This window comes from Cellulomonas denverensis (assembly GCF_012396125.1).
Classification (GTDB): Bacteria; Actinomycetota; Actinomycetes; order Actinomycetales; family Cellulomonadaceae; genus Cellulomonas; species Cellulomonas denverensis.
The window spans coordinates 50,038-74,373 of sequence record NZ_JAAXOX010000009.1; the positions used below are offsets into that span (position 1 = coordinate 50,038).

The following is a 24,336-nucleotide window of genomic DNA, read 5'->3' on the forward strand; positions in this document are numbered from 1 at the left end:
TCGGCGGTCAGGACACCACGCGCAGCCGGATGCTCTCCGGCCGGGCCCGCAGCGCCTCGACCACCTCGCGCTCCACCGAACCGGCGTCCGTCACCACGTAGCCGACCTCGCCGCGGGTGGCCAGCAGCTGGGCCTCGATGTTCGCGCCGTGCTCGGCCAGGGTCTGGTTCACCGCGGCCAGCACACCGGGCACGTTGCGGTGCAGGTAGGCCAGCCGCTGCACGCCCGGGCGCGGCTCCAGGGTGAGGTTCGGCAGGTTGACCGACAGCGTGGTGGTGCCGGTGTTCAGGTAGTCGCGCAGCTTGTTCGACACGAACTGCCCGATCGCCTCTTGCGCCTCCTCGGTGGAACCCCCGGTGTGCGGGGTGAGGATGACATTCGGCAGGCCGCGCAGCTCGGACTCGAACGGGTCGCCCTTGCGCTTGGGCTCCACCGGGAACACGTCCACCGCCGCACCCGCGACCTGGCCGGCCAGCACCGCGTCCCGCAGCGCGGCGTAGTCCACCACGAAGCCGCGGGACAGGTTGAGGAAGATCGCCCCCGGCTTCATCCGGGCGAACTGCTTGGCGCCGAACATCCCGGCGTTCCCGCTGCGTCCGTCCACGTGCAGGGTGACCACGTCGGCCACGTCCAGCAGCTCGTCCAGGGTCTGCGCCCGCCGGGCGTTGCCCAGTGCCAGCTTCTCCTGGGTGTCGTAGAAGATCACCGACATGCCGAGGTTCTCGGCCAGCACCGACAGCTGGGTGCCGATGTTGCCGTAGCCGACGATGCCGAGCGTCCGGCCGCGCACCTCGTGCGAGCCGTCCGCCGACTTGTTCCAGACCCCGTCGTGCATCGACTTGTCCAGCACGGTCAGCCGGCGGGTCAGCGCGATGATGTCGGCCAGCGCGATCTCCACCACCGAGCGGGTGTTGGAGAACGGCGCGTTGAACACCGCCACCCCGCGCGAGGCCGCCGCGGGGAGGTCGATCTGGTTGGTGCCGATGCAGTACGCGCCGACCGCGATCAGGTCCCGGGCGGACTCCAGCACCGCCTCGGTCACCTGGGTCTTGGACCGGATGCCGAGCAGATGCACCCCCTGCAGGGCCTCGGCCAGCTCGGACTCGTCGAGTGCACCGGATCGGGTCGTGACCTCGTATCCGGCGGCCTCCAGGATCGTCCGGGCCTGGGGGTGCAGATTCTCCAGCAACAGGGCGCGCAGCACGGGCATATGGTCCGCCCGTCCGGCGCTGCGGCCAAACCGGTCCCGTCAGGTGGACGGCCAGCCGGCCGGCAGGTCCCGGCTGTGCACCACCCGCAGGGCCGTGGTCGGCCGGGTCATCGCCACGTAGAGGTCGCCGGGGCCGCCCTCGGCCAGCACCGCCGACGGCTCCACCAGCACCACGGCGTCGAACTCCAGCCCCTTGGACTGTTCGGCGGTGAGCGGGGTGACCGCGGCGTCCAGATCCGGCGCCCCCGACCGGGTGCCGCCCAGCAGCTCCGCGTGCCCGGCGCCGGCGATCGCCGCCCGGACCGGCTCGATCAGTTCGGCGGTGGCGATGACCGCGACCCGGCCCGCCCCGGAGGCGTCCCGCACCGCCTCGGCCTCGGCCACCGCCCGGCGCGCCGTCGCCGCGACCAGCTCGGTGGCGGCGACCCGCTCGGCGACCAGCGCGTCCGGCACGTCCCGGGCGGCTTCGGTGGTGGTCAGCGGCAGCCCGGCGGCCCGGCCCACTCCCTCCGCGGCGGTGGTCACGGTGGCCGGGGTGCGGTAGTTGATCGTCAGGGTCTCCTGCCGCCACTGGCCGGGCAGCAGCCGGTCGAAGACCTCCGCCCAGTCCCGGGTCCCCGCGGCGGTGGAGGTCTGGGCCACGTCGCCCACCACGGTCAGCGACCGGGTCGGCACCCGGCGCAGGATCATCCGCCACGCCATCGCCGACAGTTCCTGCGCCTCGTCGACCACCACGTGACCGTAGGCCCAGGCCCGGTCGGCGGCGGCCCGCTCCGCGGTGGTCAGCACCGGGCCACCGGCGGCGAACCGGTCGGCCAGCACATCGGCGGACACCAGCGCGTTGCCGGACTGCTCCAGCACCTGGCGGGCGTAGTCGAGCTCCTGGTTGCGCTGTTCGGCGTCCCGGCGGGCCTGGGCCTTGGCGGCCTGGTCGTCCTCACCGAGCAGCTCGGCCGCCTCGTCCAGCAGCGGGACGTCCGCGGGGGTCCACGGGGCGTCGGCCGGGCGCTCCAGCAGCCGCCGCTCGGCCCGGCTGAACACCCCGGCGGCGGCGTCGGCCAGCCGCTGCGGCTTGGCGAACAGCGCGGACACCAGGCCCTGCGGGGTCAGCGGCATCCAGGCCAGGTTCAGCGCGATCCGGATCTCCCGGGTGGTGCGCAGCTCCTCCAGGATCTCCGACCGGTCCTCGGGTGCCACCGAGAACGCCAGCTGGCCGACGTACTGCTCCGCCAGCCGGCCGAGCATGTCCCGCACGAAGGTGACCCGGGCTTGGTTGTGCGGCCGGTGCCCACGCCGGGCGTGGTTGATCGCGGCGCGCACGTCGGAGGGCTTGACCACCACCGTCTGGCCGTCGATGGTGACCCGCACCGGTTCGGCCGGCACCCGCTGGCGCTGCTTGACCGCGCGCTCGATCACCTCGCGCCAGACCGCCCGGCCCTTGAGCTCGGCCACCGCGTCGTCCTCGGCGCCGGTGGCGACCACCCCGGGGAACAGCTCCGCCACCGTGGTCGAGACCACGCCGGTCTCGCCCAGCGACGGCAGCACCTGGTCGATGTAGCGCAGGAAGGTCCGGCTCGGCCCGACCAGCAGCACCCCGGAGCGCTCCAGCACCCGGCGGTGGTTGTACAGCAGGTAGGCGGCCCGGTGCAGCGCCACCGCGGTCTTGCCGGTGCCGGGGCCACCCTGGACCACCAGCGCGCCCTGGAGCGCCGACCGGATGACGGCGTCCTGCTCGGCCTGGATGGTCGCGACGATGTCGCCCATCCGGCCGGTCCGGCGCGCGGCCAGCGCGGCCAGCAGCGCGCCCTCGCCGGACAGCTGCTCACCGCCGGGCAGGCCCGCGCCCTCCGCGACGGCGGACAGGTCCAGCAGCTCGTCCTCGACGCCGGTGACCGAGCGGCCGCGGGTGACCAGGTGCCGGCGCAGCACCACCCCGTCCGGGTGCGCGGCGGTCGCCCGGTAGAACGCCTGTGCCGCCGGGGCCCGCCAGTCGGTGAGCAGCGGGGCGTGCTCCTCGTCGTTCAGGCCGATCCGGCCGATGTAGCGGCGCTCGCCGTCGGTCAGGTCCAGCCGCCCGAAGGCCAGCCGGTCCTCGACCGCCTCCAGCCGGGCGACCCGATCCTCGTAGAGCGTGGCAAAGGCGTCCCGCTCCGAGCGGTTCTGCGGCGACCCGGACGGCCCGGCCCGGCGCACCTGCGCCAACCGGTCCCGGGTCTGGCGGCGCAGCTCGTCGAGCCGGCGGTAGAGACCGTCCACCACGTCCTGCTCGGCACGCAGCTGCTTGTCGATGGAATTCACCCGTGCTCCGTCTGTCGCCCTCACCTCGCCCGATCGCGTCGAGCGGCCGTCCATTATGCCGTGTCCGGGCCCGGTCCGTCCCCGCCATTCCGGTCGCCGGTCCGCTCCGCTGGCGGCGAACACCCGAGCGGGAAGGATCGGCGGGCGCCCGGCGTTGACGACGCAGTACCCGAACAGGTTCGACAGGAGGACCGATGCTCGATCCGAGCGAGATCTACGCCGTCGACCCGGCCGTGGCGGCCGAGGTGGAGGCGCGGAGCGCGGGCGGCAGCGGCCCGGTGCTGGTGCACGCGGTCCGCGGCTTCGTCGACGCCGGTGGTGCCGGACGGCTGGCCGCCGAGCACCTGGTCGACACCTACGACACCGCGCGGCTGGCCACCTTCGACACCGACCAGCTGATGGACTACCGCTCCCGGCGCCCGACCGCGACCTTCGACGCCAACCGCTGGTCCGGCTACGACCAGCCCGAGCTCGTGGTCGACCTGGTCCGCGACTCCGCCGGGGTGCCGTTCCTGCTGCTGCACGGCATGGAGCCCGATGTGCAGTGGGAGCGGTACGTGGCCGCCGTCCGGCAGATCGTCGAGCGGTTCGACGTCCCGCTGACCGTCGGCATCCACGGCATCCCGATGGGCATCCCGCACACCCGCCCGCTGTCGGTCACCGCCCACGCCAACCGGCCCGAGCTGGTCGCCGACCACATGCCCTGGTTCGGCACCGTCGAGGTCCCCGCCGACGCCAGCACCCTGCTGGAGATCCGGCTGGGGGAGTCCGGCCACGACGCGGTCGGCTTCGCGGTGCACGTCCCGCACTACCTCGCGCAGTCCTCCTTCCCGCAGGCCGGCATCCTGGCGCTGGAGCACGTGCGGCGGACCACCGGCCTGGACCTCGACCTGGCCGAGCTCACCGAGTCGGCGCAGGAGGCGATGCTCGAGGTCGAGCGCCAGGTGAGCGAGTCGCCGGAGGTCGCCGCCGTCGTGCACGCGCTGGAGCAGCAGTACGACGCGTTCAGCAAGAACATCGGCCGGCCGAACCTGCTGGCCGACACCAGCGACATCCCCACCGCCGACGAGCTCGGCGCGGAGTTCGAGCGCTTCCTGGCCGAGCAGGGCCCGGACACCGACCGCTGACCCGGCCATCAGGCCCCGGCACCCGGATCACCGGGGGCCGGGGCCTGGTCATGTCCGGCACACGGCAGAATGACCCCACGTGAGCCACGTCCCGCATCCCCGCCGCGCCCTGCTGGTCTGGGGCGTCGCGGTGGCGGCCTACGTGGTGGCCATCCTCAATCGGTCCTCCTTCGGCGTGGCCACGATCGAGGTCCGCGAGCTGTTCGGGGTGTCCTCGGCGCTGATCGCGTCGATGGCGGTGGCCCAGCTGGTGGTCTACGCGGCGTTGCAGGTCCCGGTCGGGGTGCTGCTGGACCGGTACGGACCCCGGGTGCTGATCGCCACCGGCGCGCTGGTGATGGCGATCGGCCAGGCGGTGCTGGCGCTGGCACCGGCGGCGGGCTGGGTGCTCGCCGGGCGGGTGCTGGTCGGCGCCGGTGACGCCCTGACCTTCGTGTCGGTGGTGCGGCTGGTTCCGGCCTGGTTCGCCCCGCGCCAGGTCCCGGTGCTCACCCAGCTCACCGGGTCGATCGGCCAGCTCGGCCAGGTGCTGTCCGCGATCCCGGTGGTCGCGCTGCTGCACGCCCAGGGCTGGCGCACCACCTTCCTGTCCGTGGCCGCACTCGGCGTGCTGGCGACCGCGTTGGCGCTCGCGGTGATCCGGGACGAGCCCCCGGCGGTGGAGATCGACCCGGACGCGCCGCCCGGCGACCGGGTGGGCTTCCTGGCCCGGCTGCGGGCGGCCTCGGCGGCACCCCGCGACCCGGGGGCGCTACGGGCGGTGCTGGCCGAACCGGGCACCCGGCTGGCGTTCTGGATGCACTTCTCCGGCCAGTTCAGCAACCACGTGGTGGTGCTGCTGTGGGGGTATGCGTTCTTCGTCGAGGGCGAAGGGCTCTCGGCCGGCGAGGCCAGCGCACTGCTGACCCTCAACGTGGTGGCCGGCGTGGTGGCCGGGCCGGTGATCGGCGCGCTGGTCGGCCGGCGCCCGCGGCTGCGGATGCCGCTGGCGGTGGGCACGCTGCTGGCGATCGGGGCGGTCTGGCTGGCGGTGCTGGTGCCCGCGGTGCCGGTGCCCTGGCCGGTGCTGGCCCTGTTCGTGGTGGTGGTCGCGGTGGGCGGGCCGATCTCGCTGGTCTCCTTCGACGTGGCGCGGTCCAGCAACCCGGTGTCCCGGCTCGGCACCGCGACCGGGTTCGTCAACACCGGCGGCTTCATCGGCGCCTTCGTCACGATGCTGGTGATCGGGCTGCTGCTGGACCGGGTCGGCGGCGGGGTCCGCGATCTGGACGCGTTCCGGGTGGCCTTCGCCTGTGTGGCGGTGCCCTGGGTGGTCGGCATGGCCGGGATGCTGCACGGGGCGCGGGTGGTGCGGCGGCGGCACCCGGGCATCGAGTTGTAAGCGCAGTCCTGGGACCACTGTGCCGTTCTGTGACCCCGATGTGACCAAACCGTTGCCCGAAATGCCAGTTCGGGGCGGGTAAGGCCGTAGCGCCCGGTCAGCGCCCGTGAGAGGATCGGCGACGTTGCAGTGACGTACTGACGCTTGACCGGCGTCCGGACGGGTTACCCGATCGGGCACCGCCAGCCTTGGCTGGTCCTCCGGTGCAGGACGTGGTTTTGGCATTGCGGCACGGGGCGAGACCACACGGGTCACGCGCCGTCACCGGATGGACAAGAAGGACAAGAACATGGCACAGGGTGCTGTCAAGTGGTTCAACGCTGAGAAGGGCTATGGCTTCATCGCCCAGGACGGCGGCGGCGCCGACGTCTTCGTGCACTACTCCGCGATCGACTCCTCGGGCTACCGCTCCCTCGAAGAGGGCCAGCGCGTCGAGTTCGAGATCACCCAGGGCCCGAAGGGCCCGCAGGCCGAGCAGGTTCGCCCGCTCTGATCTCGCTCCTGACGCGAGCGGTCGTCGCTGACGACTGAGCGTTCGACGAGGGCCGCATCCTCCGGGATGCGGCCCTCGTTGCATGTCCGGGTGCGTGCGTGCCGGGGCCGCCCGGTCAGTCGCCCTCCGCACGGACCGGGGCCGCGTCCCGCAGCGGGACACCGCGCCGGGCGAACTCCCGTAGTTCCTCGCCCAGCAACAGCCGGGCCGGCACCGGCAGCGACCGCAGCGTCCGGGCCAGGCCGGGTCCGGTGAGCAGCTCCGGGTCGTCGGTGCCGATCAGCAGCAGGTTGCCGTAGCGGCGACCGCGCAGCACCCCCGGCTCGGCCACCAGCGCCACCTGCTCGAACACGGCGGCCACCGTCGCCACCTCGTCCTTGGCCAGCCCGAGCGGCGGCCGGTCCGCGCAGTTGGCCAGGTAGACCCCGCCGGGGCGCAGCACCCGGTGCACCTGCTCGGTGAACTCGACCGTGGTCACGTGCTCCGGGGTGCGGTCCCCGGCGAAGACGTCCCGCAGCACCGCATCCGCACCGGCGGTCGGCAGCGTGGCGAGCTGGTCGCGGGCGTCCCCGGCGCGCAGGCGCAGGGCGGGGGAGCGCGGCAGGTCGAACCAGTCCCGCACCCGCTCGACCAGCACCGGGTCCAGGTCGATCGCGATCTGCCGGGCGCCCGGTCGCCGCGCATCCACCCAGCGGGCCATCGCGCAGCCGGCCGCCCCCAGGTGCACGGCGCGGAACGGGTCCGGGCCGGCCGGGATCGCGTCCAGCACGGCGGCCATCTGCTGCATGTACTCGAAGTCCAGGCGCAGCGGGTCGGCCAGGTCCAGGTGCGAGCTCGGCACACCGTTCACCATCAGGGTCACCGCGGTCGGGTCGTCCGGGGCGACCACCAGCTCCGCGGTGCCCGAGCCGATCGGCACCGGACCGCGCGGCCAGCGGTCGGCCGGGCGTGTGGGTGCCCGGTGGGAAGCTGACGTTCGTCGGCGATCGCGGTGGGCCACGGATTCCACGGTACGTGTTGACCGATTCGAACAGGTGTTCGATACTGGGTGGACGAGAGAGGGAGGTGCGGGATGTCGGTCAGGACCTTGCACGTGGCACGGGCCGCGGCCCCCGGACTGTCCGGGCGGACCGCGGAGCTGCTGTCCCGGGCGGATGCCGAGCTGGTCGCCGCCCAGTTCTCCTCCGAGCCGTGGGAGAAGTTCGCCCACGCCCACCTCGCCGCCCTGCGCGCCGGTGCCGCCGTGCTGGCGGAGCGGCAGCCGCTGTCCCGCCGTCGCCAGACCCGGACCGTCTGGGAATTGCTGGACCAGGTGACCCCGGAGCTCGGCCGGTGGACCGCGTACTTCGCCGGCGGTGCCGCCCTGCGCGCCGCGGTGGATGCCGGGCGGTTCGACGCGGTCTCCGACGAGCGGGCCGAGCAGGTGCTCTGCCACGCCGAGGACTTCCTGGACGTGGTCCGGGCGGAGCTGGAGGCCTGGGCCGAGCAGACCGAGGCCCCGGCGGCCGGCGTGCGCCGCGCGGGCTGAGTCGTGAGCCGGGGACCACGCGCCGAAGGGCTGCGCCGCGACTGGGGGCACGAGGAGGAGGGCGCCTCGATCCTGCACGTGGACATGGACGCCTTCTTCGCCTCGGTCGAGCTGGCGCGTCGCCCGCACCTGCGTGGTCGTCCGGTGATCGTGGGTGGGTCCGAGCGCTCCGTGGTGCTCGCTGCCACCTACGAGGCGCGGGCCTTCGGCGTGAACTCGGCGATGCCGATGGCGGTGGCGAAGCGGATGTGCCCGCAGGCGATCGTCGTCCCGCCCGATCACCGGGCGTACTACGAGGTCTCGCACGCGGTGATGTCGGTGCTGCACGACGTCACCTCGCTGGTCGAGCAGGTGAGCGTGGACGAGGCGTTCCTGGACGTCGCGGGCGCCCGGCGGCGGTTGGGTCCGCCGACCCGGATCGCCGCGATGATCCGCGAGCGGGTCCGTGCCGATCACGGCATCACCTGCTCGGTCGGCATCGCGGCGAACAAGTTCGTCGCCAAGCTGGCCTCCGGTCACGCCAAGCCGGACGGGGTGCTGCTGATCCCGCGGGCGGCGACCGTCGACTTCCTGCGCGCACTGCCGGTCGGGGCGCTCTGGGGCGTCGGCGAGCGGACCGCCGCCAACCTGGAGCGCTGGGGGATCCGGACGGTCGCCGAACTCGCCGACTCCGATGTCCGGACCGTGCAGCAGGCGGTGGGCAAGACCGCCGGGGCGCACCTGTACGACCTCGCCTGGGGCCGCGACCCGCGACCGGTCAGCCCCAGCCGGGAGGAGAAGAGCGTCGGCGCGGAGGAGACGTTCGACGTCGACGTGCACGACCTGCGCCAGGTGGAGAGCAAACTGCTGGACCTGGCGGACCGGTGCGCCGGGCGGCTGCGGGCCCAGCACCTGATGGCCCGGACGGTCGCGATCAAGGTGCGCACCTCCGACTTCCGCACCCTCAACCGCTCACGGACCCTCGCGCAGCCCACCGACGTCGGCCGGGAGATGTACCTGGTGGCCCGGGAGTTGCTGGCCGCGGTGGACCTCGGCGGGTTGCCGGTCCGGCTGATCGGCGTCCGGGCCGAGGGGCTGCTGGCCGTCGACCAGGTGGTGCAGCAACCGACGCTGGAGGAGGCCCTCACCGGTCAGGGCGAGGCCCAGCGCCAGGCCGAGCTGGTGATGGACCAGGTGCGCGAGCGCTTCGGCCGGGCGGCGATCGGCGCGGGCACCCGGGCGGTCGGCCGCAACGCCGGCGGCGGGGCGGTGGCGGCCCGGCACGTCAGCTCACGCTCCGCGGATCCGGTCGCCGATCCCGGTCCGGACTCCGCTGGTGGCGAACGCGCAAACCCGCGCACCGATGGTGCCGGACCGGCCGGCGAGCCCCGTCTGGCCCCGGAACGCCTGGCCCGCGACCTGCCGCGACGGTACCGGCTCAGCACCGGCGGCGGTCCGCGGGTGGACGAGGCCTGACGCTCGACTACCGACTTCCAGGAACGCCATCTATCCTGAGGCGACGAGAGTCCCGACGGCGGAGCACGGGGGTTGGATATGCCTCTCTCCGAGTACGAACAACGTGTACTGGAGCAGATGGAGCGGCAGCTCACGTCTGATGATCCCCGGCTCGCGACCACGCTCACCTCGAGTGGTCGGAAGCCGGTTCTGCGCTACATCCTGGGCGGAATCGGGGCCGTCCTCGGCCTGCTGCTCCTGGTGGTCGGCGCCGCCGCCTCGCTGGTCTGGCTGGGCGTCCTCGGCTTCGTGGTGATGTTCGCCGCGGTGGCCGTCGCTTTCACCAAACCGCGCAAGTCCGGCCCCGCCGGTGTGGTCCGGCCCGATGGCAGCACCGCACCGCGTCCCGCCCCGCGCAAGCCCGCGAAGAAGGGCTTCATGGACCGGATGGAAGAGCGCTGGGACCGCCGCCACGACGGCGGGCGCTGACCCCACACCCCACGAACCGACGAACGCCGTGCCGACCTGATCGGCACGGCGTTCGTGCGTCCGGGGAGCGCGGGCGGCGCCTCAGGTTCTGTCACCTGGGCCAGGGCCGTCCCCGGCCGCGGCCCGGGTCGCCCGGCGGCGGGACCCGGAGCGGGTGCCGCGGACGTCGGCGAGCACCGCGTCCACCCACCCGCGCAGCACGTCCTCGGCGACCGGGACCGGGGCGGCGGTGTAGCGCTCGGCCTCCAGGGCGGCGACCAGCGCGGTGAGTGCCCGGTCCGCATCGGAGCCGAGTGGCCGGCCTCGGGCCCGGTCGACCTGGGCGCGGATCTGGTCGGCCGCCTGGCGGGGGGTGTGGGCGTCCGACCAGGACACCCGGTACCGCCGCAGCCCGGTCCGCAGCCGGGTCCAGGCGCGCTCCGGGGTGAGGGGCGGGGCGGAGCGGCGACCGAGCACCAGTCCCGCGGCGACTCCGGCGGCGATGATCAGCCCCAGGGCGACGATCAGGCCGAGTCCGAGCCCGGGGGTGCCCTCCTGCTCGTCCCGTGCCTGGCCGGTGTCCGGTCCGGCGGTGGCCGCGGCGCTGGCGGAGGCGGAGGCGGCGGCACTCGGCTGGGCGGCGCTCGGGGCGGCGGTGGCGGCCGGGGTGGCGGCGGTGGAGGGGTTGCTCCAGCTCGGCGGGGCCCCGGTCTGCACCGCAGGGGTCGGTTCGAAGCGCACCCAGCCGATGCCGGGGAAGTACAGCTCGGGCCAGGCGTGCGCGTCGGAGCCGGTGACCTGGTAGTCGCCGTCGGAGGCCAGGCTGCCCGGCAGGAAGCCGACGCCGAGCCGGGCGGGGATGCCGAGCATCCGGGCGAGCATGGTCATCGAGGTGGCGTACTGCACGCAGTAGCCCCGGCGGCTCTGCAGGAAGTCCCACACCGCGTCGTCGCTCTCGCTCTCGGCGACGGTGGTGTCGTAGCGGAACCGGCTGGTGTCCCGGAACCAGGTCTGTAGCGCCAGTGCCCGATCGAAGGCGGTGTCGGCGTCGGCGGTGAGCTCCTCGGCGAGGTCACGCAGCTCGTCCTCGTGCTCGGTCTCCGGCACGGTCAGGTAGGGCTGGACCTCCTCGGGCAGGTCGCCGGTGGCCGAGCGCAGCAGGTCGGCGGTGAGGTCGGGGACCTCGACCACCATGTCGTAGGTCTGGCTGATGTCGGTGCGCCCACCGACCACCTCGTCCCGGGCCGCGTCGTACACCCACGGGTCACCGATGCCGACGGTGCGCGGGAAGACGGTGACCGGCAGTCGTTCCTCCCGCAGCGCGCCCACCACCAGGTCGAGCCGGATCAGGGTGCCGCGCGTGGGGTCCGGTGTGGCGCCGATCAGGGCGGGATCGGAGGCCAGCAGGGTGTCGCGGTCCCAGGAGGTGAGGTCGCCCTCGGGTTCCCGGGACCAGGAGCGCCCGTCGAAGTCCCGCAGGGTGAACGAGCGCAGCGGTCCGGCCAGGCCGGCGGTCGCGCGGGGCGCGTCGTCGTCGCTCTGGCCGACCGCGCTGACCTGGTAGCGCAGCACCACCTGTTCGGATTGGCGGCCGAGGCTGTCCCGCAGGTCGAGGTCGTCGGCCAGCCGGACGGCGCCCATCGCCCCGGTGCCCTCCACCGGCGGCCCGGACCAGGACCAGATGGGCAGCGCGGTCAGGGCGGGCACCCCGGCCACGGCGAGGGCGACCACCGCGGCGGTGGCGACCAGGCCGGTGGTGGCCGGGCGGATCCGGCCCGGACGGCCGAGGGCGACCGGGGTGTCCCGGCCGAGCAGGATCAGCAGCAGGTACAGCGCGCCGGTGCCGACCAGGGCCCAGGTGCTGCCCGGGAACCCGAGTGCGGCGGCGGGCACCCAGAGGGTGGCCAGCGCCAGGCCGGACAGCGCGGGCATCCGGCAGCCGATGGCGAGCAGGTCCGCGGCCAGGAACAGCAGCAGCACCGCCGCCAGGATCAGCAGTTCCACCGGGCGGCCGACGTCCAGGGGCACCACGCCGTCCTGGATCGCCCGGATCCCCTCCTGGGACAGCGCCCACAACCGTCCCGGCGAGCCGCCGTCCGGGATCAACGGCAGCGCACCGCCGCCGTACCCGACCAGCACGGCATACCCGGCGAGCACCAGCCCGGTCAGTGACGGCAGCCAGGCGGAGGTGGTGACCGCCCGGGTCCCGGCGACCACGGCGGCGGTGGCGACCAGGGCGAGCAGCACGTGCAGCCGCCAACTCCCGGCGGTGGTGACCAACTCGGAGAACGCGCCGAGCGCGGTGAGCATCGCCAGCACCAGCACCAGGCTGGACACCAGCGCGCGACCGGTGCCGGGCCGCAATCGGGAGCGGACCGCCGGGGCCGGGGTGGTGGTGGTCGTCATGCCACGCTCCCCAGGGCCAGCCAGGTGGCGGTGGGGTCGGAGCCGGACTCGGTCTGCACGGTGTGCCAGCCGGCGCGCAGCAGATCGCGGGTGGTGTCGGTGGCCTGCTCGCCGGTGCCGCGAACGATCGCCCAGCACGGCCGGGCGGTGCTCAGTCCGGCGAGCGCGGCGCGCAGGGCGGGTCGTTGCGGCCCGAGTACCGCGACCACCAGGCCGACGCCGGAGTCGGTGGACTCGACGGTGCGGATCTGGGCCAGCAGCGCGCGGTCGGCGGCGTCCCGGTCCGGTTGTCCGACCAGGTCCACCGTGGCGTCCAGCAGGGCGGTCCGGTCCCCGGTGCCCGGGCGGGGCCCGTCGGTCAGCAGGGTGGTGGGGTGGCCGGCGGCGCGCAGGGCGAGGGCCGCCGAGGCCGCCATCGCGATGCTCCACTCCAGCTCGTCGCCCTCGGGTGCCGGGTCCAACAGCACCGAGGCCGCCCGGACCCCGGCGTGCTCGTCGGTGCGGACCAGCAGAGCGCCGCGCCGGGCCGACGAGGGCCAGTGCACCCGGCGCAGGTCGTCGCCGACCTGGTACTCGCGCAGCGCCGCGTCGTCCGACCCGGGGGAGTGCGCCCCGGTGACCGCACGCTCGGGTTCGGCGACCACCAGGGTGCGGGGCACCGGCAGTTCGGTCACCGCGGGCCAGGCGCTCAGGCTCTGCTCGTCGCCCAGCGGTCCGCGGATCCGGGCGACCCCGAACGGGTCGGTGCGGGTGACGGTCAGCGGACCCATCGCCCAGCGGCCGCGGCGACCGGCGGTGACCTGGTAGGTCAGCTGGACCTGGTCCCGGCTGCGGACCACCCGGGCCCGCAGCGGGCGCCCGCCGGACAGCTCGGTGGCCGCCTGCTCGCGCAGTTGCAGCGCACCGGCGTTCCGCCCGGTGACCCGGACCTCGACCTCGGCAGACCGGCCGGTGAACACCGGGTCGGGCCGGACGGTGCGGCGCACCTCGAGGCCCCGGCGCCGGCCCCGGGCTCCCTCGACCAGCACCAGGACGATGCCGACGACGGTGGCGAGCACCGGGATCGCGCCCAGCACCAGCAGGTCGGGGGACCCCACCGCCACCGCCACCGCCATCACGCCCAGGCCGAGCAGCACCATGCCGATGCCGCGGCCGGTCGGACGCAGGCGCATCAGCTCGCGGCGGACCGGACCGACATCCGGCCCGGCCGCTCACCGGGCGGGGTGGTCACTCCGGCGGGGACCGGGACCCGGGCGACCAGGTCGCGCACGACGTCGACCGGCCCGCGGCCGGCCAGCCGGGCCTCCGCGGAGGGGATCAGCCGGTGGGCGAGCACCGGGACCGCCAACTCCTGGATGTCGTCGGGCAGCACGAACGCCCGGCCGTCGACGGCGGCCAGGCCCTTGGCGGCGCGGAGCAACTGGATCGACGCCCGCGGCGAGGCGCCGAGCCGCAGCGCCGGGTCCTCGCGGGTGGCGGCGACCAGGTCGACCACGTACTGCTTGACCGCCGGTGCGGCGTGCAGCGCCCGGGTGGTCTCGATCATCCCGGCGACCTGGGCGGCGTCGGTGACCGGGTCGAGCTCGGCCAGCGGGTCGGCGGTCTCCTGGACGTCCAGCATGGCGAGCTCGTCGTCGCGGGCCGGGTAGCCGAGGGTGAGCCGGGCCATGAACCGGTCGCGCTGGGCCTCGGGCAGCGGGTAGGTGCCCTCCATTTCCACCGGGTTCTGGGTGGCGATCACCAGGAACGGCCGGGGGAGCGGGTGGGTGCGGCCGTCCACCGTGACCTGCGCCTCCTGCATCGACTCCAGCAGCGCGGACTGGGTCTTGGGCGACGCGCGGTTGATCTCGTCGCCGATCACCACGTGGGAGAACAGCGGGCCGGGACGGAACTCGAACTCCTGGGTCGCGGACCGGTAGATGGTCACGCCGGTCAGGTCGCCGGGCAGCAGGTCGGGGGTGAACTGCACCCGGCCGACCGTGCAGTCGATGCTGCGGGCGACCGCCTTGGCCAGGGTGGTCTTGCCGACGCCGGGCACGTCCTCCAGCAGCAGGTGCCCCCCGGCGAGCAGCACCGCCACGGTCATCCGGACCAGATCGGGACGCCCGGTCACGACCCCCTCCACCGCGGTGCGCATCCGCGCGGCCGTGTCGAGCAGGTCGGTGGTGCTGTCCGGGTGCGGGTGCGGCATGAAGTACCCCTCTCGTCTGGGGGAGAGCGTACGGGCGCGGAAGCGGGTCCGGGGAGGTGAACCCGGCCCGGCTCGGAGCGGGCGTCCCGGATTCCCCACTTCCCTCCCCGGACAGGCGCCGACGGACCGGGCTGCGGGTGTCCTCCCAGGTCAGCGAACGGCGTGCCGGGATCGATTCGCCTCGGTCGTGGGGAATCGCGACCGCGTCCGACTCGCTGGGCACGATTTCGCTCCACTTCACTCCACCGCCTCTGACCTGCACAGACACTGGTTCCGCCCGGCAGATTCACCCGTCCGCTACCGATCTGGTGGAGCGAAGTGGAGTACCGTGGGGCCATCGGGTGCCGACGGGTGCCCGCCGACGCATCGGGGAGGTGACGTCATGGGACTGGAGCAGGCGATGGCCGGGCTCGGCACCGGCGTCCCCTTCCTCGGTACCCACACGCCCCGCCTGGACGAGAAAGGACGGTTGATCCTCCCCGCGAAATTCCGTCCCCAGCTCGCCCAGGGCCTGGTGATGACCCGGGGCCAGGACCGCTGCCTGTTCCTGCTGCCGCTCGACGAGTTCGCGCGGATGCACGACAAGCTCCGGCAGGCCCCGGTGACCAGCAAGCAGGCCCGCGACTACCTCCGGGTGTTCCTGTCCGGGGCCTCCGACGAGGTGCCGGACAAGCAGGGCCGGGTCTCGATCCCGCCGATGCTGCGGGCCTACGCCGGACTCGACCGGGACGTGGCCGTGATCGGCGCCGGGACCCGGGTCGAGGTCTGGGACCTGCAGGCCTGGGAGACCTACCTGGCCGCCCAGGAGGCCGGTTACGCCGAGACCGCCGAGGAGGTCTTCCCCGGGGGCGCCTTCTGAGCCACCGCCCACCGTCCACCACCGTCCCGCGCACCCGCCCGATGAGATCTCTCCCCGTTCTTCTGACGCCCCTTCCCCGGCGCCAGAGGTCCGGTGGGGGATCTGGTCGGACGGCTGGAGGGGCCGGAAGACCACCACAGTCCGCCGCCGAACCGGCGGCCGAGCACGAGCAGGAAGAGGAGCGCATGAGCACGAGCGACGCCGCCCAGCGGCACACGCCCGTCCTCCTGCAGCGCTGCCTGGACCTGCTCGGGCCGGCGCTGGCCGAGCCCGGCGCGGTGATGATCGACGCGACGCTGGGCATGGGCGGCCACACCGCGGGCGTGCTGGACGCGATCGGCACCGTCCGGGTGATCGGCATCGACCGGGACCCGCAGGCGCTGGACCTGGCCTCGGCCCGGCTGGCCCGGTTCGGCGACCGGTTCACCCCGGTGCACGCGGTCTACGACGAGATCCCGGACGTGCTGGACGAGCTCGGCCTGCCGGGGGTGCACGGCGTGCTGATGGACCTCGGGGTGTCCTCGCTGCAGCTGGACGAGGCCGAGCGCGGATTCGCCTACGCCCAGGACGCCCCGCTGGACATGCGGATGGACCCGACCCGGGGCCGCACCGCCGCCGACGTCCTGGCGGAGTACGACGAGGCCGACCTGGTGCGGATCCTGCGCGAGTACGGCGAGGAGCGGTTCGCCGGCCGGATCGCCCGCCGGATCGTGCAGACCCGGCAGACCGCCCGGATCGAGCGCTCCGGGGAACTGGTGGACCTGATCCGGGCCAGCATCCCGGCGGCCGCCCGGCAGAAGGGTGGCAACCCGGCCAAGCGCACGTTCCAGGCGCTGCGGATCGAGGTCAACGACGAGCTGGCCGTGCTCGGCCGGGCGGTGCCCGCCGCGGTGGAGGCGCTGCTGGTCGGTGGCCGGATCGCGGTGGAGTCCTACCACTCGCTGGAGGACCGGCTGGTGAAGCGGACGCTGGCCGCCGGTGCCACCACCAGTGCGCCGCCCGGGCTGCCGGTGGTCCCCGAGGACCACGCCCCGTACCTGCGGCTGCTGACCCGCGGTGCCGAGGAGGCCGACGAGGCCGAGATCGCCCGCAACCCCCGATCACAGTCGGTCCGGCTCCGGGCCGCCGAACGGCTCCGGCCCACCCCCCGTCACCTGCGAGCAGCATCGAGGAGAACCGCATGAGCGCCGAGCAGGCCGTCCGCGCCCGGGCCCTCCCGCGGCCGTCCGCCCGGCCGGAGCCGCGCAGCACCCCGCGGCTGCGGCTGGTCCGCCCGCCGGCGCAGGCGCGCGCCCACGTGCCGTTCGTGATGCTGTGCATGGCGGTGCTGATCGCCGCGCTGCTGTCCGCGCTGCTGCTGAACACCCGGCTCGCGGCCGGCGCCTACGAGCAGCACAAGCTGGACATCGAGCTCGCCGAGCTGGCCCGCACCGAGCAGGACCTGGCCGCGCAGCTGGACACCAACCGGTCGCCGAAGGAGCTCGCCGAGCGGGCCGCCGCCCTGGGCATGGAGCCCGCCGGGTCCACCGGCTGGCTGCGACTGTCGGACGGCACCGTCCGGGGAGCCGGCCAGTGACCGCCCCGTCCGGCCGGAACGGCAACCGCGCACCCCGCAGCGGCATGACCCAGCGCCCGCACGCCCCGATCCGGGACCGGGTCGGCCCCCGGCTGGCGAACCTGGCCCGGCGCCGGACGGTGCTGGTGGTGCTGGTCGCCGGCCTGCTCACCGTGTTCGCCGGGCGGCTGATCTACGTCCAGGGCATCGCCGGGGACGCGATCGCCGCCGAGGCGCTGCAGAACCGGTTGTCCACCTCCGTGCTGATCGCCAGCCGCGGCCAGATCACCGACACCAACGGCGAGGTGCTGGCCACCTCGGTGGACCGCTACGACATCTACGTGAACCAGAAGCAGCTGGCGACCTGGTCGACCGTGCAGGACGGCGTCACGTACTCCGGCGCCGCCGGTGCCGCCGCGCTGCTCGCCCCGATCCTCGATCTGCCGGAGGCGGAGCTCGGCGCGACCCTGCAGGGCGACGCGGGCTTCAAGTACGTGGCCAAGGGCGTGCTGCCCGAGGTGTGGCAGGTGGTGCGCGACCTGCGGATCAACGGCATCAACGCCGACCAGGTCGCCGAGCGGGTGTACCCGAACGGCAACACCGCGGGCAACGTGCTCGGCTGGGTGAACCGGGACGGCGTCGGCGCGCAGAGCATCGAGCAGCTGATGAACGAGGAGCTGAGCGGCACCAACGGCTACACCCGGTACGAGCGCGGCCGGGGCGGTCAGCTGATCCCGGGCGGCTACGAGGAGACCACCGAGGCCCAGGACGGCAAGGACCTGCAGCTGACGATCAGCACCGATCTGCAGTACCGGGCCCAGCAGGCGATCGAGCAGCAGGTGGCCGCCACCGGTGCGGACTCCGGCTCGATCGTGGTGATCAACGTCAAGACCGGGGAGATCCTGGTGCTGGCCGAGTCCGCCACCGTCGACCCGAACGACCCGGGGGCGGACCAGAGCCTGCTCGGCGGTTCCAAGTCGGTGTCCAACGTCTTCGAGCCCGGGTCCACCGCCAAGGTGATCACGATGGCCGCCGCGATCGAGAGCGGCATCGTCGACCCGTACAGCCAGTACACGGTGCCCTACCAGTACACGACCTCGAACGGGCAGACCTTCAAGGACTCGCACGAGCACGCCGGGATGCAGCTGACCACCACCGGGATCCTGGCGCAGTCCTCGAACACCGGCACGGTGATGATCGGGGAGAACATCCCGCAGCAGACCCGCTACGACTACCTGCACAAGTTCGGCTTCGGCCAGAAGACCGGCATCGAGCTGCCGAACGAGTCCGCGGGCAGCCTGAAGGCCGCCGACGACTGGGACGGCCGCACCAAGTACGCGGTGCTGTTCGGCCAGGGCCTGTCGGTGACCGCGCTGCAGGCCACCGAGGTCTTCGCCACCATCGCCAACGACGGGGTGCGGATCCAGCCGCACCTGGTGAAGGGCTGGACCGACCAGGACGGCACCTACACCGCGGCCGAACCCGCCGAGCAGACCCAGGTGGTCTCCCCGGAGACCGCGCAGACCGTGCTCACCATGATGGAGAGCGCGGTGGACGAGGGCACCGGTTCGACCGCCGCGATCCCCGGCTACCGGGTGGCGGGCAAGACCGGCACCGCCCAGAACTGGGACGAGAACGGCAACCAGGGCATCACGTCCTCCTTCATCGGCGTGGCCCCGGCCGACGACCCGGCGATCGCCGTGTCGGTGGTGCTGCACAACCCGCGCACCTCCGAGTGGGGCGGCACCGTGGCCGGCCCGGTGTTCAGCCAGATCGCCGGCTACGCCCTGACCGAGCTGGGCGTCGCCCCGTCCGGCACGCCGGCGCAGCTGTTCCCGACCGAGTGGTGAGGGCCACTCAGGCCGAGTCGGGCTCTCCGGCCGCGCGCGGTAGATTCGTGTCCATGACGTCCCCGCAGGGTCGGCTGCGCCCTGAGCAGCCCCACCGCCCCCGGGTCGCCGACCTCGCCGAGGCCTTCGGGCTGCCGGTCGAGGGTGCGCCGCTCCCGTCCGACCTGCCGGCCTCCGGGGTCACGGTGTCGAGTGCGGACACCGAGCCCGGCGACGTCTTCGTGGCGGTGCCCGGTGCCAAGGTGCACGGCGCACGGTTCGCCGAGGACGCGGTGCAGGCCGGTGCGGTCGCCGTGGTCACCGACCGGGCCGGGGCCACGCTGGTCGCCGACCTGGGGGTGCCGGTGCTGATCGCCGACGACCCGCGGGCGCTGGCCGGTCACCTGGCCGCCGCGCTGCACCAGCACCCGGGCGAGCACCTGACCACGGTCGGGGTCACCGGCACCAACGGCAAGACCACCACCACCTACTTCGTCGACGCCGCCCTGCGCCGCGCCCTGGGTGACACCGTGCTGATGGGCACCGTGGAGCTGCGGATCGGCGACCAGGCGATCGAGAGCCCGCGCACCACGGTCGAGGCGCCGGTGGTGCAGTCGATGCTGGCCCGGGGCCTGGAACTCGGACTCGCGGCCTCGGTGATGGAGGTCTCCTCGCACGCGCTGGCGCTGGGCCGGGTGAACGGCCTGGTGCTGTCGGTGGCCGGGTTCACCAACCTGCAGCGCGACCACCTGGACTTCCACGGCGACATGGAGGGCTACTACCGCGCCAAGGCCCAGCTGTTCACCCCCGAGCACGCCCGCCACGGCGTGGTCGTGGTGGACGACGAGTGGGGCCGGCGGCTGGCCGGCGAGGCCACCATCCCGGTGGACACCGTCGCCACCCACGTCGGCGCGCCGGAGGGCGAGACCGCGGACTGGGCGGTGGTGGAGGCGGACATCGGCCTGGACGGGGTCGGCTCCTCCTTCGTGCTGCGCGGCCCGGACGGCACCCGGCACACCGCGGCCAGCCCGCTGCCCGGCCTGGTCAACGTGTCGAATGCCGCGCTGGCCGTGGTGATCGCGCACCGGGCCGGGGTGGACCTGGACGTGGCGATCGACGCGGTGGCGCACGCGCACGAGATCCCGGGCCGGATGGAGCGCGTGATCGAGCGCGCTCCCGGCCGCCCGCTGGCGCTGGTCGACTATGCGCACACCCCGGACGCCCTGGTGCTCGCCCTGGAGGCGGTCCGCCCGATCACCCCGGGCCGGCTGATCATCGTCTTCGGCTCCGACGGCGACCGGGACCAGGGCAAGCGCCCGATCATGGGCCAGATCGCCGCCCGGCTGGCCGACGTGCTGGTGGTCACGGACGAGAACCCGCGGTCGGAGGACCCGGCCGCGATCCGCGCCGCCATCCTGTCCGGGGTGCGCGAGCAGCGGCCCACCCTGGTGGACGTGCACGAGGCCACTAGCCGCCGTCAGGCGATCCACGACGCACTCGATCTGGCCGAGGAGCAGGACACCATCATCATCACCGGCAAGGGCCACGAGCCGACCCAGGAGATCGCCGGCGTCTTCCACCGGTACAACGACCGCGACGTGCTGCTCGAGCACGACTTCGGAGCGGAGCCGACCGCGTGATCGCCTGGACCGCACAGCAGGTGGCCGACGCCACCGGCGGACGGCTCAGCCAGGTCGCGCCGCACACCATGGTCACCGGCCCGGTGGTCACCGACTCCCGCCAGGTGCAGCCCGGGTCGCTGTTCGTCGCCCTGCCCGGCGAGCACGTGGACGGCCACGACTTCGCCGCCCGCGCGGTGACCGACGGCGGTGCCCACCTGGTGCTCGCCGCCCGCGAGCTGCCCGGCGTGCCCGCGGTGATCGTCGACGACGTCGAGGTCGCCCTGGGTGAGCTGGCCCGCGGGGTGCTGGCCGCCCTGCGCGAGGCCGCCGCCGAGCCCGGTGGCACGCCGCTGACCGTGATCGGCATCACCGGGTCGGTGGGCAAGACCACCACCAAGGACCTGCTGGCCCAGATCTGCGCCACCGCCGGCCCGACCATCGCGCCGGAGAAGTCGTTCAACAACGAGATCGGCCTGCCGCTCACCGTGCTGCGCGCCGACGAGTCCACCCGGTTCCTGGTGCTGGAGATGGGCGCCAGCGGCATCGGGCACCTGGACTACCTGACCCGGATCGCGCCGCCCGACATCGCGGTGGTGCTGGTGGTCGGCCACGCGCACCTGGGCGGCTTCGGCGGGATCGAGGCGGTTGCCCGGGCCAAGTCCGAGATCGTCTCCGGCCTGCTGCCCACCGGGGTGGCGGTGCTGAACGCCGACGACTCCCGGGTCGCCGCGATGGCCGCCAAGGCGCCGGGGGAGGTGCTGACCTTCGGCACCACCGACGCGGCCGACGTGCGTGCGCTGGACCTGCGGGTGGACCGGGCCGGGCGTCCGGAGTTCACCCTGGAGCTGCGCGACGGCGAGCGGGCCGAAGTGCACCTGCGGCTGGTCGGCGAGCACCACGCCCACAACGCGCTGGCCGCCGCCGCCACCGCCCTGACCGCCGGACTGTCCCTGACCGAGGTGGTCACCGCGCTGAACGCCGCGGACGCGCTCAGCCCGCACCGGATGCACGTGGTCGACCGGCCGGACGGCATCACGGTGATCGACGACTCCTACAACGCCAACCCCGACTCGATGCGCGCCGCGCTCAAGGCCCTGGCCGTGCTGGCCGGGCGGGAGCGGCGCTCGGTGGCGGTGCTGGGCGAGATGATGGAGCTCGGTCCGGACTCCCGGGTCGAGCACGAGGCGATCGGGCTCCAGGTGGTCCGGCTGAACATCGGGCTGACCGTGGTGGTCGGCGACGGTGCCCGGCCGATCGCCGCCGGTGCGGTCCGTGAGGGGTCCTGGGGCGAGGAAGTGCTGTTCGTGGACGACGTGGACCAGGCGGCCGAGTTGCTGGCGGCCGAGCTGCGCCCCGGCGACGTGGTGCTGGTGAAGTCCTCCAACGGCTCCGGGCTGTGGCGGCTCGGCGACCTGCTGACCGACGGGGAGGCCTCGGCATGATCTCCGTGATGGTCGCCGGTGGCGTCGCCATGCTGGTGTCGCTGTTCGGCACGCCGCTGTTCATCCGGTTCCTGGTCGCCAAGCAGTACGGCCAGTTCATCCGGCAGGACGGTCCGACCGCACACCTGACCAAGCGCGGCACCCCCACCATGGGTGGCGTCGTGATCATCGCGGCGACCCTGCTGGGCTGGCTGGTCGCAGTGCTGGTGCGCGGTGGTACGCCGAGCGCCTCCGCCCTGCTGGTGCTGTTCCTGATGACCGGCCTGGGCGTGGTCGGCTTCCTGGACGACTTCATCAAGATCTCCCGGCAGCGGTCCCTGGGCCTGAGCGCCCGGTGGAAGATCGTCGGCCAGGGGCTGGTGGGCATCACCTTCGCGGTGCTGGCGCTGCAGTTCCCGGACTCGCTGGACCGGACCCCGGCGTCCACCCAGATCTCGTTCATCCGCGACACCCACCTGGACCTGGCGTTCGCCGGGGTGGCGGTGGGGGCCATCCTGTTCGTGATCTGGGCGAACTTCCTGATCACCGCCTGGTCGAATGCGGTGAACCTGACCGATGGGCTGGACGGCCTGGCCACCGGTGCTTCGCTGATCGTCTTCGGCGCGTACGTGATCGTGTGCGTCTGGCAGTTCAACCAGCGCTGCGGCGCCGACATGGCTGCCCGGTGCTACGCCACCCGTGACCCGCTGGACATGGCGGTGGTGGCCGCGGCGATCACCGGCGCCTGCCTGGGCTTCCTGTGGTGGAACGCCAGCCCGGCCAAGATCTTCATGGGCGACACCGGCTCGCTCGCCCTGGGTGGTGCGCTGGCCGGGATGTCGATCGTCACCCGGACCGAGATCCTGGCGGCGATCCTCGGTGGCCTGTTCGTCATCATCGTGATCTCGGACGTGATCCAGATCGGCTTCTTCAAGCTGACCGGCAAGCGGGTGTTCAAGATGGCACCGCTGCATCATCACTTCGAGCTGTCCGGCTGGGGCGAGGTCACGATCGTGATCAGGTTCTGGCTGATCGCCGGGTTGTTCGTCTCCCTGGGCGTGGGGATCTTCTACGCCGAGTGGGTGGCGGGTTGACCCTCGACGCCACCCGGGTCCTGGTCGCCGGGCTCGGCGTCTCCGGTCGTGCGGCCCGGGATGTCCTGACCGGCCGCGGGCTCACCGTGCTGACCGCCGACGACCGGGCCGAGGACGCCGAGCTGACCCTGGCCGCGGCCGCCGAGCGGCTGTCCGAGGTCGAGCTGGTGGTGGTCTCGCCGGGGATCGCTCCGCACCACCCGCTGCTGGTCGCCGCCCGTGCGGCCGGGCTGCCGGTGTGGAGCGAGGTGGAGCTGGCCTGGCAGCTGCGGGTGGATCGCGCCGGTGGCGGCGGACCCGCGCCCTGGCTGGCGGTCACCGGCACCAACGGCAAGACCACCACGGTGGAGATGCTGGCCAGCATCCTGACCGCGTCCGGGGAGCGCACCGCCGCGGTCGGCAACGTCGGCACCCCGGTGGTGCTGGCCGCCACCGACCCGGAGCTGGACGTGCTGGCGGTGGAGCTGTCCAGCTTCCAGCTGCACCACACCCACTCGATGGCCGCCGAGGCCGCCGCGGTGCTCAACCTCGCCGCCGACCACCTGGACTGGCACGGCTCGATGGCCGCCTATGCCGCGGACAAGGGCCGGATCTTCACCGGGGTGCAGCGGGCCTGCGTGTACAACGCCGCCGACCGTGCGACCGAGGAGCTGGTCCGGGAGGCCGACGTGGCCGACGGGGCGATCGCGGTGGGCTTCACCCTGTCCACCCCGGGGCTGGGCCAGGTCGGCCTGGTCGAGGACGTGCTGGTGGACCGCGGCTTCGCCACCGAGCGCCGCACCCACGCCGCGGAGCTGGCGACCTTCGCCGACCTGGCACACCTGGCGCCCGGTGGGTCGGCCCTGGCCCCGCACACGGTGCAGAACGCGCTGGCCGCCGCCGCCCTGGCGCTGGCGCACGGCGTCGAGCCGGTCGCGGTGCGGGACGGTCTGCGTGCCTACCGCCCGGGCGCGCACCGGATCGACACCGTCGCGGAGCTGGACGGGGTGCGCTGGGTCGACGACTCCAAGGCCACCAACGCCCACGCCGCCGCCGCCTCGCTCGCCGCCTTCCCGGCCGGCAGCGTGGTCTGGATCGCTGGCGGGCTGGCCAAGGGTGCCCGGTTCGACGACCTGGTCCGCAGCCGCGGTGACCGGCTGGCCGCGGCGGTGCTGATCGGGGTCGACGCCGAGCCGCTGTCGCAGGCTCTCGCCCGACACGCCCCGGAAGTTCCCGTGGTCCGGATCGATCCCGGCGAGACTGGGACCGTGATGACCCGCGCCGTGCAGGAGGCCCGCCGTCTGGCGGCCACCGCCGCGGCGCCCGCCGTCACCGTCCTGCTCGCGCCGGCGTGCGCATCCATGGATCAGTTCTCCTCCTACGCCGAGCGGGGAGAGGCCTTCGCGGCCGAGGTGCGCGCCCTCGAACCGGCGCGGTGAGG

20 protein-coding genes are annotated in these 24,336 nt (G+C 73.8%); 14 read left to right on the forward strand and 6 right to left on the reverse strand.

What is annotated here, in order from left to right:
• Positions 1–7 precede the first annotated feature (7 nt).
• Both serA and HGA03_RS14255 read right to left on the reverse strand, forming a co-directional pair.
• Positions 8–1,204, reverse strand: coding sequence for a phosphoglycerate dehydrogenase (serA, locus tag HGA03_RS14250; protein WP_373307675.1), 1,197 nt, complete (start codon positions 1,202–1,204; stop codon positions 8–10).
• 45 nt (positions 1,205–1,249) lie between these two features.
• Positions 1,250–3,508 (reverse strand): AAA family ATPase, encoded by a 2,259-nt coding sequence (locus tag HGA03_RS14255; RefSeq protein WP_239073543.1) that lies wholly within the window; start codon positions 3,506–3,508, stop codon positions 1,250–1,252.
• 194 nt (positions 3,509–3,702) lie between these two features.
• Here HGA03_RS14255 and HGA03_RS14260 point away from each other — a divergent pair, with 194 nt between their 5' ends.
• The 3 genes from HGA03_RS14260 to HGA03_RS14270 all read left to right on the forward strand — a co-directional run bounded on the left by HGA03_RS14260 (position 3,703) and on the right by HGA03_RS14270 (position 6,509).
• Positions 3,703–4,635, forward strand: coding sequence for a proteasome assembly chaperone family protein (locus HGA03_RS14260; RefSeq protein WP_168630959.1), 933 nt, complete (start codon positions 3,703–3,705; stop codon positions 4,633–4,635).
• A 79-nt stretch (positions 4,636–4,714) separates the two neighbouring features.
• On the forward strand, positions 4,715–6,016 hold the full coding sequence (locus tag HGA03_RS14265) for an MFS transporter (protein ID WP_168630960.1): 1,302 nt from the start codon (positions 4,715–4,717) through the stop codon (positions 6,014–6,016).
• A gap of 289 nt (positions 6,017–6,305) precedes the next feature.
• Positions 6,306–6,509, forward strand: coding sequence for a cold-shock protein (locus tag HGA03_RS14270; protein WP_154731012.1), 204 nt, complete (start codon positions 6,306–6,308; stop codon positions 6,507–6,509).
• A gap of 115 nt (positions 6,510–6,624) precedes the next feature.
• On the opposite strand, the gene HGA03_RS14275 is transcribed toward HGA03_RS14270, so the two are convergent.
• The gene (locus HGA03_RS14275; RefSeq protein WP_168630961.1) at positions 6,625–7,428 is read right to left on the reverse strand and encodes a spermidine synthase; all 804 of its coding nucleotides are present in this window, start codon (positions 7,426–7,428) and stop codon (positions 6,625–6,627) included.
• A 153-nt stretch (positions 7,429–7,581) separates the two neighbouring features.
• On the opposite strand from HGA03_RS14275, the gene HGA03_RS14280 reads away from it, so the two are divergent.
• The 3 genes from HGA03_RS14280 to HGA03_RS14290 all read left to right on the forward strand — a co-directional run bounded on the left by HGA03_RS14280 (position 7,582) and on the right by HGA03_RS14290 (position 9,960).
• Positions 7,582–8,037, forward strand: coding sequence for an SAV_6107 family HEPN domain-containing protein (locus tag HGA03_RS14280; protein WP_168630962.1), 456 nt, complete (start codon positions 7,582–7,584; stop codon positions 8,035–8,037).
• 3 nt (positions 8,038–8,040) lie between these two features.
• The gene (locus HGA03_RS14285) at positions 8,041–9,492 is read left to right on the forward strand and encodes a DNA polymerase IV (RefSeq protein WP_168630963.1); all 1,452 of its coding nucleotides are present in this window, start codon (positions 8,041–8,043) and stop codon (positions 9,490–9,492) included.
• A gap of 78 nt (positions 9,493–9,570) precedes the next feature.
• Positions 9,571–9,960 (forward strand): DUF3040 domain-containing protein, encoded by a 390-nt coding sequence (locus HGA03_RS14290; protein ID WP_168630964.1) that lies wholly within the window; start codon positions 9,571–9,573, stop codon positions 9,958–9,960.
• 81 nt (positions 9,961–10,041) lie between these two features.
• On the opposite strand, the gene HGA03_RS14295 is transcribed toward HGA03_RS14290, so the two are convergent.
• Genes HGA03_RS14295 through HGA03_RS14305 form a run of 3 tightly spaced genes read right to left on the reverse strand, consistent with a single transcriptional unit; the run spans position 10,042 to position 14,536 of the window.
• Positions 10,042–12,345 (reverse strand): transglutaminase TgpA family protein, encoded by a 2,304-nt coding sequence (locus HGA03_RS14295; RefSeq protein WP_168630965.1) that lies wholly within the window; start codon positions 12,343–12,345, stop codon positions 10,042–10,044.
• Positions 12,342–13,517 (reverse strand): DUF58 domain-containing protein, encoded by a 1,176-nt coding sequence (locus HGA03_RS14300; RefSeq protein WP_168630966.1) that lies wholly within the window; start codon positions 13,515–13,517, stop codon positions 12,342–12,344. The genes HGA03_RS14295 and HGA03_RS14300 overlap by 4 nt, the downstream gene beginning before the upstream one ends.
• Complete coding sequence (locus HGA03_RS14305) at positions 13,517–14,536, reverse strand: AAA family ATPase (RefSeq protein WP_168630967.1); 1,020 nt, start codon at positions 14,534–14,536, stop codon at positions 13,517–13,519. Before HGA03_RS14305 ends, HGA03_RS14300 begins: the two co-directional genes overlap by 1 nt.
• A gap of 400 nt (positions 14,537–14,936) precedes the next feature.
• Here HGA03_RS14305 and mraZ point away from each other — a divergent pair, with 400 nt between their 5' ends.
• The 8 genes from mraZ (at position 14,937) to murD (ending at position 24,334) form a co-directional block, all read left to right on the forward strand.
• The gene (gene mraZ, locus HGA03_RS14310; protein ID WP_168631023.1) at positions 14,937–15,395 is read left to right on the forward strand and encodes a division/cell wall cluster transcriptional repressor MraZ; all 459 of its coding nucleotides are present in this window, start codon (positions 14,937–14,939) and stop codon (positions 15,393–15,395) included.
• A 185-nt stretch (positions 15,396–15,580) separates the two neighbouring features.
• Positions 15,581–16,579 carry a 16S rRNA (cytosine(1402)-N(4))-methyltransferase RsmH gene (gene rsmH / locus HGA03_RS14315; RefSeq protein WP_168630968.1) on the forward strand — a complete coding sequence of 333 codons (999 nt, stop codon included), beginning with the start codon at positions 15,581–15,583 and terminating at the stop codon, positions 16,577–16,579.
• The gene (gene ftsL, locus HGA03_RS14320; protein ID WP_168630969.1) at positions 16,576–16,971 is read left to right on the forward strand and encodes a cell division protein FtsL; all 396 of its coding nucleotides are present in this window, start codon (positions 16,576–16,578) and stop codon (positions 16,969–16,971) included. Before rsmH ends, ftsL begins: the two co-directional genes overlap by 4 nt.
• Positions 16,968–18,800, forward strand: coding sequence for a peptidoglycan D,D-transpeptidase FtsI family protein (locus tag HGA03_RS14325; protein ID WP_239073542.1), 1,833 nt, complete (start codon positions 16,968–16,970; stop codon positions 18,798–18,800). The genes ftsL and HGA03_RS14325 overlap by 4 nt, the downstream gene beginning before the upstream one ends.
• Before the next feature lie 53 nt (positions 18,801–18,853).
• Entirely contained in the window at positions 18,854–20,419 is a 1,566-nt protein-coding gene (locus tag HGA03_RS14330) for a UDP-N-acetylmuramoyl-L-alanyl-D-glutamate--2,6-diaminopimelate ligase (RefSeq protein ID WP_168630970.1), read from the forward strand.
• Positions 20,416–21,843: a UDP-N-acetylmuramoyl-tripeptide--D-alanyl-D-alanine ligase gene (locus HGA03_RS14335; RefSeq protein WP_168630971.1), complete on the forward strand. Its 1,428-nt coding sequence runs from the start codon at positions 20,416–20,418 to the stop codon at positions 21,841–21,843. The genes HGA03_RS14330 and HGA03_RS14335 overlap by 4 nt, the downstream gene beginning before the upstream one ends.
• Positions 21,840–22,916 carry a phospho-N-acetylmuramoyl-pentapeptide-transferase gene (mraY, locus tag HGA03_RS14340; protein ID WP_168630972.1) on the forward strand — a complete coding sequence of 359 codons (1,077 nt, stop codon included), beginning with the start codon at positions 21,840–21,842 and terminating at the stop codon, positions 22,914–22,916. The genes HGA03_RS14335 and mraY overlap by 4 nt, the downstream gene beginning before the upstream one ends.
• Positions 22,913–24,334 carry a UDP-N-acetylmuramoyl-L-alanine--D-glutamate ligase gene (gene murD, locus HGA03_RS14345; RefSeq protein WP_210732531.1) on the forward strand — a complete coding sequence of 474 codons (1,422 nt, stop codon included), beginning with the start codon at positions 22,913–22,915 and terminating at the stop codon, positions 24,332–24,334. The genes mraY and murD overlap by 4 nt, the downstream gene beginning before the upstream one ends.
• The last annotated feature ends 2 nt before the right edge of the window (positions 24,335–24,336 follow it).